The sequence below is a fragment of the Alcanivorax sediminis genome (assembly GCF_009601165.1).
Classification (GTDB): domain Bacteria; phylum Pseudomonadota; class Gammaproteobacteria; order Pseudomonadales; family Alcanivoracaceae; genus Alcanivorax; species Alcanivorax sediminis.
In genome coordinates, this window is the sequence record NZ_WIRE01000001.1 from 779,341 (window position 1) to 792,559 (window position 13,219).

The 13,219-nt window shown below is 56.7% G+C and carries 15 protein-coding genes; 13 read left to right on the forward strand and 2 right to left on the reverse strand.

The window, feature by feature from the left end; translation table 11 throughout:
- Positions 1-38 precede the first annotated feature (38 nt).
- The 3 genes from proC (at position 39) to GFN93_RS03350 (ending at position 3,227) form a co-directional block, all read left to right on the forward strand.
- On the forward strand, positions 39-848 hold the full coding sequence (gene proC, locus GFN93_RS03340) for a pyrroline-5-carboxylate reductase (protein ID WP_153498992.1): 810 nt from the start codon (positions 39-41) through the stop codon (positions 846-848).
- A gap of 158 nt (positions 849-1,006) precedes the next feature.
- Positions 1,007-1,555, forward strand: coding sequence for a YggT family protein (locus tag GFN93_RS03345; RefSeq protein ID WP_153498993.1), 549 nt, complete (start codon positions 1,007-1,009; stop codon positions 1,553-1,555).
- 190 nt (positions 1,556-1,745) lie between these two features.
- The gene (locus GFN93_RS03350; RefSeq protein WP_328594194.1) at positions 1,746-3,227 is read left to right on the forward strand and encodes a sensor domain-containing diguanylate cyclase; all 1,482 of its coding nucleotides are present in this window, start codon (positions 1,746-1,748) and stop codon (positions 3,225-3,227) included.
- Positions 3,228-3,250: 23 nt separating this feature from the next.
- On the opposite strand, the gene GFN93_RS03355 is transcribed toward GFN93_RS03350, so the two are convergent.
- Entirely contained in the window at positions 3,251-3,739 is a 489-nt protein-coding gene (locus GFN93_RS03355; RefSeq protein WP_153498994.1) for a DUF2505 domain-containing protein, read from the reverse strand.
- A 108-nt stretch (positions 3,740-3,847) separates the two neighbouring features.
- Here GFN93_RS03355 and GFN93_RS03360 point away from each other — a divergent pair, with 108 nt between their 5' ends.
- Positions 3,848-4,510 (forward strand): TetR/AcrR family transcriptional regulator, encoded by a 663-nt coding sequence (locus tag GFN93_RS03360; RefSeq protein WP_153498995.1) that lies wholly within the window; start codon positions 3,848-3,850, stop codon positions 4,508-4,510.
- Between the two features lie 192 nt (positions 4,511-4,702).
- Here GFN93_RS03360 and GFN93_RS03365 read toward each other — a convergent pair whose 3' ends face one another.
- Positions 4,703-5,638, reverse strand: coding sequence for a hydroxymethylglutaryl-CoA lyase (locus GFN93_RS03365; protein WP_153498996.1), 936 nt, complete (start codon positions 5,636-5,638; stop codon positions 4,703-4,705).
- A gap of 175 nt (positions 5,639-5,813) precedes the next feature.
- On the opposite strand from GFN93_RS03365, the gene GFN93_RS03370 reads away from it, so the two are divergent.
- From GFN93_RS03370 to GFN93_RS03410, 9 genes are all read left to right on the forward strand, one after another.
- Positions 5,814-6,461, forward strand: a complete 648-nt coding sequence (locus tag GFN93_RS03370) for a VOC family protein (RefSeq protein ID WP_153498997.1) — start codon at positions 5,814-5,816, stop codon at positions 6,459-6,461.
- A 2-nt stretch (positions 6,462-6,463) separates the two neighbouring features.
- A complete protein-coding gene (locus GFN93_RS03375; protein WP_153498998.1) occupies positions 6,464-7,624 on the forward strand; it encodes an alpha/beta hydrolase in 1,161 nt (386 codons plus the stop codon).
- A 94-nt stretch (positions 7,625-7,718) separates the two neighbouring features.
- The gene (locus GFN93_RS03380) at positions 7,719-8,576 is read left to right on the forward strand and encodes an esterase/lipase family protein (protein ID WP_153498999.1); all 858 of its coding nucleotides are present in this window, start codon (positions 7,719-7,721) and stop codon (positions 8,574-8,576) included.
- Positions 8,577-8,816: 240 nt separating this feature from the next.
- Positions 8,817-9,266, forward strand: coding sequence for an OsmC family protein (locus GFN93_RS03385; RefSeq protein WP_153499000.1), 450 nt, complete (start codon positions 8,817-8,819; stop codon positions 9,264-9,266).
- Positions 9,267-9,441: 175 nt separating this feature from the next.
- Positions 9,442-10,581 (forward strand): acyl-CoA dehydrogenase family protein, encoded by a 1,140-nt coding sequence (locus tag GFN93_RS03390; protein ID WP_153499001.1) that lies wholly within the window; start codon positions 9,442-9,444, stop codon positions 10,579-10,581.
- A gap of 535 nt (positions 10,582-11,116) precedes the next feature.
- A complete protein-coding gene (locus tag GFN93_RS03395; RefSeq protein WP_153499002.1) occupies positions 11,117-11,557 on the forward strand; it encodes a DUF2314 domain-containing protein in 441 nt (146 codons plus the stop codon).
- A 56-nt stretch (positions 11,558-11,613) separates the two neighbouring features.
- The gene (locus GFN93_RS03400) at positions 11,614-11,949 is read left to right on the forward strand and encodes a hypothetical protein (RefSeq protein ID WP_153499003.1); all 336 of its coding nucleotides are present in this window, start codon (positions 11,614-11,616) and stop codon (positions 11,947-11,949) included.
- Positions 11,950-11,998: 49 nt separating this feature from the next.
- Positions 11,999-12,400, forward strand: coding sequence for a hypothetical protein (locus tag GFN93_RS03405; RefSeq protein ID WP_153499004.1), 402 nt, complete (start codon positions 11,999-12,001; stop codon positions 12,398-12,400).
- Between the two features lie 96 nt (positions 12,401-12,496).
- A complete protein-coding gene (locus GFN93_RS03410) occupies positions 12,497-13,045 on the forward strand; it encodes an NADAR family protein (protein ID WP_194285738.1) in 549 nt (182 codons plus the stop codon).
- Positions 13,046-13,219: the final 174 nt, after the last annotated feature.

The window sequence follows — 13,219 nt, forward strand, 5'->3', positions numbered from 1 at the left end:
GCGTGTCGCATGGGCGACAACCAAAGGACACAGCAGTTATGGCACAGCAACTGATCGGTTTTATCGGTGCCGGCAACATGGCGACCAGCCTGGCCGGTGGCATGGTGGCGAAAGGAATTCGCCCGGCCCGCATCTGGATGAGCGACCCGTCGCAGGATCGCCTGGATGAGGTAGCCCAGCTGCACCGGGTTCATGTCACCACGGATAACCGTGATGTGCTGAACCGCGTCGACGTGCTGGTGCTGGCGGTGAAACCGCAGATGATGCAGCAGGTATGTGAAGATCTGCGCGATCTGATTGCAGACCGTCAGCCGCTGGTGATTTCCATCGCGGCCGGCATCACCGTGGCCAACCTGAAAACCTGGCTCGGTGAAACGCCGGTGGTGCGTTGCATGCCGAACACCCCGTCCCTGGTTCAGGCCGGTGCTACCGGGCTGTTCGCCGCTGACGGCGTCAGTGATGAGCAAAAGACCATGGCCAAGGACATCCTCGGCTCCGTGGGCCTGACCTTCTGGTTCGAGGAAGAAAAGGAACTGGATGCTGTCACCGCGGTATCCGGCTCCGGCCCGGCCTACTTTTTCCTGCTGATGGAATCCCTTATCGAAGCCGCCAAGGCCCAGGGGCTGGATGCCGCCACCGCGCGCCAGATGGTGCTGCAGACCGCCTGGGGCTCTGCCCAGCTGGCCATCACCAGCGAAGTAGGGCCGGACGTGCTGCGCAAGCAGGTCACCAGCCCCGGCGGCACCACCGCCGCCGCCCTGAACGTGTTTGAAGAAGCCGGCTTCCGCGAGCACGTCCAGGCAGCCGTCGCCGCGGCACGGGAACGGTCGGAAGAGCTGGCCGGTTAAAACAAGTTGCGAGGTGCGAGTTACGAGAAGCGAACCCCGAAGCGGGTCTTGCTTTTCGCAACTCGTTACTCGCTTCTCGTTACTGTTTTTTGCCCCCCCTTTGAAATTTGCCCCCCTTGCCCCAAACTCTTCCCCTGTTGCGACCAACGGAGTAATCCATGAACCCCCAGGGTGCCCTGATCTACCTGCTCGATTTTGCCTTCAGTGCCTATATCTTTATTGTGCTGACTCGATTTGTGCTGCAGCTGGCGCGGGCAGATTTTTATAACCCGATTTCCCAGTTTGTGCTTAAGGCAACCAATCCCCTGCTGACCCCGTTGCGTCGCATTGTTCCCGGATATGGCGGCCTGGATGTGGCGTCGCTGGTGTTGGTGGTCATTCTGATCATCCTCAAGGCACTGGTGATCCTCGGGATTCAGGTAGGTGGTTTCCCCGCAGGGATTGGTCCCCAGCTGGTGATTTATGCCCTGCGCGAACTGGCCAGCGTGCTGTTGAACTATGTATTCTGGGCGGTGCTGGTGCGGGTGATTCTCAGCTGGGTGGCGCCGGATCCCTATAACCCGGTGGTACGAATTATTGTCCAGATCACCGAGCCCATCATGGCGCCGGTACGCAAGCTGCTGCCGCCCATGGGCGGCTTTGATCTCAGCCCGCTGTTTGTCCTGCTGGGCATTCAGTTGCTGCAGATCCTGTTTCAGCTGCACTGACCCCTGGCTGGCGCTTTGCCCGTCAGGGTGGCTGGCAAGAGATAATCAGGGCTCAGCACCACCGCAAATCGCCTGAACGGTAGCTGACAGGCGATGGGCGATATGCATATCCTCTTTCCGTCGCATTTTCCGGCTGCCCGACAGCCAGTAAAGTGACTTTTCTATCAATGGACCTGTCAGGAACCGCACAGTGGATGATCTGCGGGATTTCAGCGTGACCAGTATGCGCACGCTACATCAACTATCGTTACTGGACCGGACGGATCTGTCCGCTCTGTTCCAGGCCTACCTGGACAGTGGCTGTGAGCTACTGGGCCTCTCCACCGGCATCGTCAGCCAGATTGAGCAGGATCGGTATACCGTGTCTGCCGTCTCCGGTGGCGGTGATCTGATCAAGCAGGGGGATGTGTTCCCGCTGGGGGATACCTACTGCCAGGCGGTGGTCACCAAGCGTGGCACCGTGGCCTTGCATCATGTGGGCGCACTGGAAGAAATGCGCACCCACCCGGTTTACCAGGGCATGCAGCTGGAGTCCTATATCGGCACGCCACTGCGTGTGGGCGATAAGATTGCCGGCACGCTTAATTTCAGTGCTACCGGGGTTCGGGCCGAGCCGTTTACGGTGGAGGAGCTGGAATTTATTGAATTGATGGCCCAGAGCCTCAGTCATGCGCTGGAACAGGACCAGCTGCGCCACAGCCAGGCGCAGAGTCACAGTGCCCGGGAAGCCAGTGAGGCACTGTTCGAGGCGGCCTTCCAGCACGCGGCCATCCCCATGGCGATTGTGGCGCCCGATGGGCACTGGTTGCGGGTCAACGATGCGGTCTGTGACCTGCTTGGTTACTCCAGCCAGGAACTGCTGGCCATGGATTTCCAGACCATCACCCACCCGGATGACCTGCATACGGATCTGGCTCACGTGCAGTCGTTGCTGTGTGGTGACAAGAACCAGTACTGGATGCAGAAGCGCTACTTTCACCGCAATGGCGAGCTGGTATGGGCGCTACTGGCGGTCTCCATTGTCCGTAACGCGGACGGTTCGCCGCGCTGTTTTCTGTCCCAGATCAAGGATATCTCCGCGCAACGAGACGCCGAGTCGGCGCTGTTGGAAAACCGGGATGAGCTGGAGCAGTTGAATCAGGAGCTGGCCCAGCTGGCTCGCATCGACAGCCTCACCGGGCTAAGTAACCGCACGGTGATGATGGAGCACCTGCGCCATGCCCATGGCAGCTCCCTGCGTAGTGGTGAGCCGTTGGCCTGCTTGCTGATGGAAGTGGATGGCTTCCGGGGTATCAATGAGACCTTCGGGCACAGCGAGGGAGATGCCCTGCTGGTAGCAGTGGCGGATTGCCTGAAATCCGTCATTGGCAAGCGCGGTGAAGTGGGGCGTTACAGTGCAGATGTGTTCATGGCGGTGCTACCGGAGAGTGGCATCAACAGCGCACTGCAGATGGCGGATCGCTGCCTTCAAGGTGTGGCTGGTCTGGACGGAGTTCCGCAGCCGCTCAGCCTGAGTATCGGCGTAGCGGCGCTGCTGCCTGATGAGGAGCCGCCGCAGCCGGACATGGACGACCTCCTGCGTACCGCTGACCAGGCGCTTTACGCCACCCGTGAGACTGGCGGAAACGGCGTGCGGGCACTGCGGGTTGAAACGGTTGTCGTGACCGCCTGAGGCTGCGCTGTGCTGCTGGCCAGTCAGTAACTGGCCAGCAGTTCCGCAGCGATACCGGAATCCCGCTGGAAGGTTTTCTGCAGGCCATCCGCCAACAGTTTTTCCAGCTTCTTGCCAATCAATGGCACCTTCACTGCGATTTCGAACTCCAGCCCATGCTCGGTGGCCTCACCGTGGTCGGATAACTGCATCTGGCACTTTACGGTGGCCGGCATGCCGTCAAAACGGATATCCAGGGTGCCGCGACGGGCATCCAGATCCCAGCGGTCGGTCTGGATCAATGTGATGCGATCCGGCACATGCTTGCTGGCGAAGCCCGGCAGTTTCACGCCTACCGCCACTGTGCGGGTAAAGGTGATGGAAAAGTGGTTGCCGTTCTGCTCATGGTGCAGCTGCTGAATGTCTTCTGCGCCCTGGGCCTGATATTTGCGAAGGAAAAAATCCGGATCCGTGAAGGCCTTCAGGACCTTGTCAGCAGGCACGGCGTAGCGGTTGGTGTCGGCATATTTCATGGCGATGTCTCGGTATCTTGTTCTGTGTGCAGGGGAAGTGAGTGCTGCACAATCTGATGTCAGTTGTCGTCACTTTACATCTGATGTTGTCTGTCGTCAAATAGGCCCATGACAACGACACGACGTAAATCATCCCGGGGCCGCACCTATGGCGGTGAATCACCTGAAGTCCGCGCCAGGCGTCGCTACCAGGCGTTTCTGGACGCCGGGCTGGAGTTGTTTGGTACGGTGGGCTACCGCGCGACTACCATGCGCAAGCTGTGCAAGACGGCGGGGCTGACGGACCGCTATTTCTATGCCTCTTTCCACTCCATGGAAGATTTGCTGGTGGTGGTGTACGAAAAGCAGGTGGCGGAGATCCAGCAGCACATCCTCACTGCGGTGCTGGCGGTTCAACCCAAAGGGGATAACCAGGCACTGATCAACACAGGCCTGGATGCCTTTTTCGCTGCCGTGGAAGACGCGCGGGTGGCACGGGTGGTGTGGCAGGAAATCATGGGGGTCAGTCCCAGGGTCGATGCACTCTACAACCAGACGGTGCAGAACTTTGCGTCGCTGCTGAAATCCCTGATGCAGGGTATCCATCCCGACTGGATCAGTAATCAGGATGCGGGCCTGGTACACCGGGTGGCGCTGGGGGTGGTGGGCTCGGTGAGCCAGGTAACACTGGATTGGCTGCTCAGCGACTACCAGGCGCCACGGGCCGACGTGGTCGCGTCGGTCGCCATGATTCTGCGCGGTTTGCTGCTGGTGGCGGAAGCGGACAGCTGAAGGGCAGTATTGCGCTACGAGCTACGAACAGCGAAAGAGCCGGTTTGTGCGAACGTTGGGCAGCGGCGAGTTACGAGTTTCGAGTAACGAAAATCACCAACAGGTTTGCAGTACGAGCCACCTCCAGTTTTGCATTTCGAAACTCGAAACTCGCCAGCCCGGCCCACTCTCAACGCGGACCAGTCAGAGCCATTACCACAGGCAGGGCGTCTTGCCCTGTTTTTCCTGCGATTCCATCCAGCTGAGGATGCGTCCTCCCAGTGGTCGTTGGGTGGCTTCCTGAGCCAACGCCACCGCGGCGCGCAGCTTCTCCACGTCGATACCCGTATCCAGTCCGGCACTCTCCAGCAGGTAAACCAGATCCTCAGTGGCCATGTTGCCAGTGGCGCCGGGGGCGAATGGGCAACCCCCCAGGCCGCCCACAGAAGCATCAAAGCGACGCACACCCAGATCCGCTGCGGCCCAGGCCATGGCCGCGGCCAGACCACGGGTGTCGTGAAGGTGTACATAGAATTTTTCGGCGCCGAATTCGCGGATCAGCGGCGCCATGATGTCTTTCATCTGTTGGGGGTTGCCGGCACCAATGGTGTCGGCGATGGCCACTTCGTCCGATCCGGCCGCAAACATGCGTTCGGCCAGTTGCTGCGACAGGGCCACGGGCACCGGGCCGTCGTAGGGGCAGGCAAAGGCCCCGGAGATATAGGTGCGTGTAGCAATGCCATCGGCTTTGGCGGCGGCGATGATGGCTTCGCAGCTTTGCGCCGCCTGTTCCAGGCTCATGCGCAGGTTGCGTTCGTTGAAGGAATTCGTGGTGGACAGCACCAGAGCCACGGTGGGGTAGCCGGCTTCTTTAGCCAGCTGATAGCCCTTCAGGTTGGGGACCAGGGCTGTGTAGTGTAGAGGGGCGTGCAGGTCATCACCCTTGGGCAGCAGGGGGGTCAGGGCGGCGGCATCGGCCATCTGCGGAATGGCCTTGGGGCTCACAAAGCTCACCGGCTCCAGGTAACGCATCCCGGCATCCACCAGCAGTTGCGCCAGACGCGCCTTGGTATCGGTATCCACCGTGATCGGCTGATTCTGCAGCCCGTCGCGCAGCCCGACTTCGTTGATGATGGCCTTGTCGCTCATTGAGGTTTGTCCTGCCCGTAAAAAGGTTGCTCAGTGTGCCATTGTGCAAGCGCTGGCGCGAGTGGTCAGAACTGACAAGTTCTTGGTAGTTTCGGTTTTCAATTCAGACGATTCCTGTGACAACAATGTGCCTCCAAGGAGTATCCCGAATACGAACAATAAACAGGAGCAAACCATGAGCAGCCCGACCCCTCTCGCCATGCTCAAGCACGTGCATCACGGTGCCTATCGCTGTCGCGATGCAGAACAGACCCGCTGGTTTTATGAAGATGTGCTGGGCCTGCCGCTGACCCTGGCCATGGAGTTTGATGAAGAACCGGGGACCGGCCGCAAAGTGGATTACATGCACCTGTTCTTCCAGATGGGCGACGACAACTTCATCGCCTTCTTTGATGCGCCGGACAGTGCCGACGAAATGCAATTCCGCCCGCGCCATGCGTTCGATCTGCATCTGGCCTTTGAGGTGGACACCATGGAAGAGCTCAAGGAATGGCGCCGACGCATCAACAAGGCGGGGCGACCCTGCTTCGGCCCCGTGGACCACGAGTTCATTCATTCCATCTATTTTGTCGACCCCAACGGCATTCCGCTGGAGATCACCGTGCGTGACCCAAGCTACGACAAGGTGGTGGCAGCCGATGCAGCCAAGGCCCATGACGCCCTCAAGGCCTGGACGGAAAGAACCCGCGCCCGGAAAGAAGCGTTGTTTGGCGCGGCGCTGGACATGCGTGGTATCGACACCAGCAAGACCGACTTTTCCCGGGTGAAGGCCGCCATGGAAAACGGAAAGGACGCACAACAAGAACAATCGAAGGACGCCTGAACATGAGCAAGCATTACGATCGCACGCCTCATTTAATTGCCTTTACCGAGCAGTCCAAGTTCAAGGACACTTATGCCGGGCCGATGGATCTGGTGACGCTGGAAGCACACCTGTTGACCCCGAAAAGTGGCCCCGGCAAGACCGTCGTTGTGTTCATGCACCCGGTGGGCGGCGGCGCCTATCTGCCCATGGTGTCGGCGCTGGCCAAGGCCGGTCTGTCCGTCATCTACTGCAACAGCCGTTATCGCGGTGCCGACAGTGCCCTGTTGATGGAAAAGGTCGTGGCAGATCTGGGTGCCTGCGTGCGCTATGCCAAAGAGAAGCTGGGCTACGAAAAAGTGGTGCTGGGTGGCTGGTCCGGCGGTGGCTCTCTCAGTCTGATGTACCAGGCAGAAGCGGAAGACCCGCAGATTACCGAAACCCCCGCCGGCGATCCCTATGATCTGGTGGCCCAGAAGCTGATTCCGGCCGATGGCATCATGTTGCTGGCTGCCCATGTGTCCCGCGCCATCACCATGACTGAGTGGCTGGACCCGTCGGTGAAAGACGAGAATAACCCGGAAGACCGGGATCGGGAGCTGGATATTTACCACCCGGATTGCCCCAACCAGCCGCCCTACAGTGATGACTTCGTGGCGCGCTTCCGCCAGGCCCAGATCGATCGTAACCGTCGCATTACCGATTGGGTAAAAAGCAAGCTGGAAGACTTTCGCCGTCGTGGCCTGAACAGCGAAGAGTTTGGCTTTGTGGTGCATCGCACCATGTGCGACGTGCGCTGGCTGGATCCGGCCCAGGATCCCAACGATCGGGCGCCGGGCACCTGTTATCTGGGGGACCCGCGCACCGTGAACAACGGCCCCGTGGCGCTGGCTCGCTTCAACACCCTGCGTGGCTGGCTGAGCCAGTGGAGCTTCGACGATTCCCGCGCCAATGGCCCGGCCTGCGCCAGGCGCATCAAGATTCCGGCGCTGGTGATCGGCAACAGCGCCGACAATGCCTGCACCCCCAGCCATACCCAGCGACTCTACGAATGCTTTGCAGCCGGACAAGCCGAGCGGCACGAAGTAAAAGGCGCCAACCATTACTACTTCGGCCAGCAGGACAAGATGGACGAAGCGGTGGGTTATTGCATCGACTGGCTACAGCGCCAGGAGCTGATGTGACATTATTTTTCCTTTCTGGCAGTCCTGTCATTCGGCGCGCTTTTGTCCGGGTTACTGATACTGTTATTGCTGGCTTTTAAAAGGCGAAAGCGTCATGAGTCTGATTGTTCTGCTGCTGGTCATGGTGGCGTTGGTTACTGTATCGCTAACACTCGGGTTGTATTTGTGCTGGTACTTCGAGCGACGTAATTTTCCGGAACTGGCAGTGCTGCCGGGAGAGCCTCCCATGGCACGGCTACCTGCAGTGATGGGCATCCTCAAGGAAGCGCTGTCGTTAACCCTGATGGTATACAGCTATCCATTGCGTCTGATTCACGACGCCACCCCGGCACGCACCCGCCACCATGGGGAAGTGCCCGTGATTCTGGTGCATGGCTATGGCGGCAATAGCGCCAATTTTTTAATGATGCAGTGGCGTTTGAAATGGCGCGGTTGGTCCAACGTGTATTCGGTGAGTTATACCCCGCCGCATATCAATGCCCGCAAGCTGTCGCAACAGGTTGTGGATCATGTGGGGCGTATCCTGCAATCCACCGGCGCCGAAAAGGCGCACCTGGTTTGCCATTCCATGGGCGGCCCACTGACGCGCTATGCCCTGAAGAACCTGGGGCTCGCCGGCAAGGTTGATCGGGTGATCACGCTGGGTAGCCCTCACTATGGCTCCCGTGTTGCGGCGTTGTTCCCGCCCCTGGGAGCGGCCGCCCAAATGCGCTACCAGAGCCCCTTTATCCGGGAGCTGGCCACCGGGGAAACCTGTCCGGGGGGCGCGCGTTATTTTTCCATTTTTTCCAACCTGGATAACTTCGTCCTGCCTGTTTCCACCGCGGTTCTGCATGGTGCAGAAGAGAATGTGCATGTGCCGTACCTGGGTCATGTGGCGCTGCTGTATAGCACACGGGTGTTGGACCAGGTGGAGCGTTGTCTGCTCAAGCCGGAGCAGAGCGGCGAGTAGGCTGCCCAGAAGAGGCGAGTAATGAGAAGCGAGTTACGAAAGGCAAAGCCCGCTGGTATGGCCAGGTTTTGCTTTTGGTCTTCGAAACTCGCTCCTCGAAACTCATAACCAGCCCTTCCCGCATTGCCACCTACCCTCCAAACCTTGACGGTCATCAAGATCGACGATGGTTGAGTTGCCTTTCCCGCCTTTCCGGATCATGGTTAATGTTCAGTCATCGTTGGAAAAAGGAAGCAAGCAATGAGTGAGTACGGAGCTACGGTTGCCTGGCACCTGAAACCGGATACCCCTTTCGACTATGAATCCTTCAATCGCGACCACGAATGGACCCTCAGTGGTGGTGAAGTGGTGCAGGCGTCGGCCTCACCGGACTTCTTTGGCTGCGGCAACAAGGTCAACCCGGACGAGGCCGTGGTGGCTGCCACGTCCAGCTGCCACATGCTCACGTTCCTGGCCATCGCCGCCAAGCGTGGAATCAAGGTGTTGAGCTACATTGATCGCCCCTCCGGCAAGGTAGAAAAGAACAGCGAGGGGAGAGTGGCGATCACCAGTATCACCCTGCGCCCGAAAGTGGTGTTCGACGATGCAGACCTGGATGGTCCGGCGCTGCAGAAACTGCATGACAGTGCGCACCGCAACTGTTTTGTGGCCAACTCCCTCAAGACCCCGGTGAGCATCGAGCCAGCCTGATGCCCGGGCGACCTGTCGGTCTCAGACTGACAGGTCACTGACGGAGAAGGTATACAAAAGACCGGAGAGTCACCCTTGTTGATGTGACCCTCACCGCTTGTCGCTAGAATGTTGGCCATAGTTTCGCCGGCACGGGCTGCCCCGTGCACGTTAATGACCAACAGGATGAGCCAGTATGCTTGATCAAAACGAAATCGATCTGTTCCGCGACAACGTCAAGAAATTCCTCGAAAACGAAGTGGCGCCCTACTACAACCAGTGGGAAAAGGACGAGAAGTTCCCCCGCGAGCTGTGGAACAAGCTGGGCGAGAACGGCCTGCTGTGTGTGGACGTGCCGGAAGAATACGGCGGCTTTGGTGCCACCTTTACCCTCTCCGCAGTGATCGTGGAAGAAGCCTCCCGTGCCGGTTACGGCGCTCTGGCCTCCAACATTTCCGTGCACTCCGACATCGTTGCCCCCTACATCCTGCATCTGGGTACAGAAGAGCAGAAGCAGACCTGGTTGCCGAAGATGGTGTCCGGTGAAGCCGTAGGCGCTATCGGCATGACCGAGCCGGGTGCCGGTTCCGACCTGCAGGGCATGAAAACCCGTGCCGACAAAGATGGCGATGGCTACAGCATCAACGGCCAGAAAACCTTCATCACCAACGGCCAGCACTGTGACCTGATTGTGCTCGCCACCAAGACTGACCCCAATGCCGGCTCCAAGGGCATGACCCTGTTCACCGTGGACTGCAGCCTGCCGGGCTTCTCCCGTGGTCGTAACCTGGAAAAAATGGGTCACCACGCCGCTGACACCTCCGAGCTGTTCTTCCAGGACGTAAAAATCGGTGCCGATCAGATTCTCGGTGGCGAAGGCAAAGGCTTTGCCAACCTCATGAACGAGCTGCCCCGTGAGCGCCTGATCCTGGCCCTGGGTGCGGTCGCAGCCTGCGAAGGCATGATTGAGCGCACCATCGAATACACCCAGGAGCGCATGGCCTTCGGCCAGCCCATCAGCAAGTTCCAGAACACCCGCTACGTGCTGGCTGACCTGCACGCCCAGACCCAGATCAACAAGGCGTTCTGCACCCAGTGCACCGCCGAGTACGACAAGGGCGAGCTGAGCACCACCAACGCCTCCATTGCCAAACTCACCACCACCGAGCTTCAGGGTGTGGTGGCAGACAAGTGTCTGCAGCTGTTCGGAGGCTACGGCTACATGCAGGAATACCCGATCTCACGCGACTACGTGGATGCCCGTATCCAGCGCATCTACGGTGGTACCAGCGAAATCATGAAGGAAATTATCTCCCGGGACATTCTCGGTCGGTAACTCTTTTCGGGTTCGAAATAAAACGCGGCTTCAGCCGCGTTTTTTTATGCCTGGGAAAGCGTCAGCTACGAGCTTTGAGCTGCCAGCCATGAGGAAAGTCAAAATCAGGGGGCGTCCTGTTGGGATAACCATCCGCAGGGCCCGTAGTGATCGTCAGGGTATGCCTGCAGACGAAACCTGATCGCAGGAAGGAAAAACCAAAACCAGAATCGGCACGAAAGAGTAATGCCATAGTAATGGCAAAAGCCGTGCTCAACAGATGGAAGTGTATGGCGTGTAAGATATGGCTTACAGAAAATGCTAACTGATTGATATAGAGTGATTTAATTCGAATCCAAATAAGCGGAACAGTACGACCGTGCCGGAATTATGTCGAACGATTCGAGTTTTGCCGGATGAGAACGGTTGCTGTTTGTACTGCAACCTATTGAGGCGTTGAATTTTTTCTTTGGAATAATGTATTTCTGGTCCAGAAATATGTCGATAAAAGATATGTCGAACCGTTCGACTGAATACGCTGTTATAGGTAAGAAGCATGGAAGAAGCTGAAGAACCAAAATTCATGGCTGTTGACTCAAATAGTGATGACTATCGACAAACTATTAAAAAGGCGCAGGCAACACTAAATGATTTCAAGGTCGCCTTGGAAAGCTTGCCTGATGACTCTTTTGCGTCCGTGAAGTTTTTTATACCTGAAGCGCAAGGTTCCGATGAAGGAGCATTCTTATGGTTAATGCATCCCTTCTTTGAAGATGGTTATTGCTTCGCAAGGCCATTCGAACTACCGGAAGAGTTTACGTGGTTAGAAGTAGGGCAATGGATAAAGCTTCCTGAAGAATCATTGATGGATTGGTACATTCTTACTGATTCAGGAGATTTATCTGGAGGGTATTCATTACGCTACCAGCGCAATTTAACACCCGATCACAAAAAGCATGAATACGATGAAAGAATTGGCATCAAAAAATACCTATAACAAGGGCCTGCATGCCGACCTTCGGCGGCTGAGGCGGGCGTTATGACTGAGAAGCCATGAAATCTCACTGGAAATTTTGGTGCGACGCTAAGAATGAGAAAAATGCTGGCGTAGTATTTTCAAAGCTAAGAAATAGCTTCTTCCTGAATGTTGTGGATCATGCGATCGATCCATATCACAAAGGCGGCTACGTTATATCCCTCGTAGCCGCAGGCCGTGCCGCCACCTGGAATGACCACGTAGTAGAGGTTATTGCGGCAGGGCAAGCACTCGGTAGAGGTTGGACAATTTCGGGCGATATAAATGACGAGGCTGAGGGGTGGTCAAATGAAAGCAATGTTACTGGGATCACATCAGTTCAATGGGCCTGTGATATGCGGTACGGGTCATAACAAGGCAGAGCACGCGACAAGCGCGTGTCCGCAGCGTTAGGGGGAAGAAATGCTCATTGAATTCTGTGCTCCAATGGAAGCGGTTGATGAAAATAATAAAGAGATTCAAATTCCGGATAGTGTTATCGAAGCCCTCTCTGGCCGAGAAAATGAAGATCCAGACTGTGAATTATCCCAGTATTTGTCCGATAGTCATGATGCTAATGGTCTGAAAGAAGCTGGGGTACAGGATGGGATTCTCCATTTCAAAACGAAAGCAGGGAAGCTTTGGATATGTGCTAGGTACAACGTAGATTCAGAGCTTGATGAAAAGCAAGTCAGAAAGCTTATGGAGTATACATCTGGCCAGTTTAGCGACGGTGCGGGAGCGGGTTGGACTCAGGATCTGTGGTATGAGTTCGAGATTGGTCTCGATCCGGTTTGGGATCAAATCGAGCGGCAACTCCCCTAACAAGCGGCAGCAAGCGGATCAAATTTCCGCTCGTTCCTCGCTTCAATTTGCCCGCTGTGCCGGGCGTTAAGCGCCCAAGTTAGTCACGGAGTAGAATTGAAAATCAGAAATAGAGAAGAGCTGGCGGAATACGTAAATCACGGAAACAGAGTGAAGTATGTATTTTTCTGGGGGCACAAAAAACCAAAGACTGGCGTATCAAAAAGTTGCTTTAGTCAGTGGTATGATGCGCCATTTGAATGCGAAGGCAAAAGTTTCATGACAGCGGAGCATTACATGATGTATCGCAAAGCGTTACTTTTTGGTGATTGCGATGCTGCAGAAAGACTTCTAGCCGCGAGTAATCCCGGAGAAGCAAAAGCTATTGGTCGTGAGGTTAAGGGCTTCAATCAAGAAAAATGGGACTATTGTCGCTTTGAAATCGTGGTTTCGGGTAACTTAGCAAAATTCAGCTGCAACCCGGAACTGAAAGAATTTTTACTTAACACTGGAAACCGGGTGCTCGTCGAAGCAAGCCCAGTGGACAAAATTTGGGGTATCGGCCTGGCCGAAGATGACCCGGCCTGTGAAAACCCAAACTTGTGGAAGGGCGCTAATCTATTGGGATTCGCGTTAATGGAAGCGCGTGAGCAATTATCGCCGTAGGTCGCGCTTAACAAGTGCAGGCACGGCGACGCCCTTTACATTGCGCCTTCGGCTCCATTCCACGGGCGCGCACGCTGCAAAGCGTTAGGTGAATTATGGGCACGGAAATTCTTGTCGTTATGATCTTTGTTCCGGTTGCTCTTTGGGTCTTTGACTTGATGAGAATCGTTCAAA

Coding starts and splice junctions, on each gene's coding strand:
- GFN93_RS03355 (WP_153498994.1), bottom strand. CDS start 3,739: ATGAAATATGCCGACACCAACCGCTACGCCGTGCCTGCTGACAAGGTC.
- GFN93_RS03405 (WP_153499004.1), top strand. CDS start 11,999: ATGCTCATTGAATTCTGTGCTCCAATGGAAGCGGTTGATGAAAATAAT.
- GFN93_RS03360 (WP_153498995.1), top strand. CDS start 3,848: ATGACAACGACACGACGTAAATCATCCCGGGGCCGCACCTATGGCGGT.
- GFN93_RS03375 (WP_153498998.1), top strand. CDS start 6,464: ATGAGCAAGCATTACGATCGCACGCCTCATTTAATTGCCTTTACCGAG.
- GFN93_RS03390 (WP_153499001.1), top strand. CDS start 9,442: ATGCTTGATCAAAACGAAATCGATCTGTTCCGCGACAACGTCAAGAAA.
- GFN93_RS03365 (WP_153498996.1), bottom strand. CDS start 5,638: ATGAGCGACAAGGCCATCATCAACGAAGTCGGGCTGCGCGACGGGCTG.
- GFN93_RS03370 (WP_153498997.1), top strand. CDS start 5,814: ATGAGCAGCCCGACCCCTCTCGCCATGCTCAAGCACGTGCATCACGGT.
- proC (WP_153498992.1), top strand. CDS start 39: ATGGCACAGCAACTGATCGGTTTTATCGGTGCCGGCAACATGGCGACC.
- GFN93_RS03400 (WP_153499003.1), top strand. CDS start 11,614: ATGAAATCTCACTGGAAATTTTGGTGCGACGCTAAGAATGAGAAAAAT.
- GFN93_RS03395 (WP_153499002.1), top strand. CDS start 11,117: ATGGAAGAAGCTGAAGAACCAAAATTCATGGCTGTTGACTCAAATAGT.
- GFN93_RS03385 (WP_153499000.1), top strand. CDS start 8,817: ATGAGTGAGTACGGAGCTACGGTTGCCTGGCACCTGAAACCGGATACC.
- GFN93_RS03345 (WP_153498993.1), top strand. CDS start 1,007: ATGAACCCCCAGGGTGCCCTGATCTACCTGCTCGATTTTGCCTTCAGT.
- GFN93_RS03380 (WP_153498999.1), top strand. CDS start 7,719: ATGAGTCTGATTGTTCTGCTGCTGGTCATGGTGGCGTTGGTTACTGTA.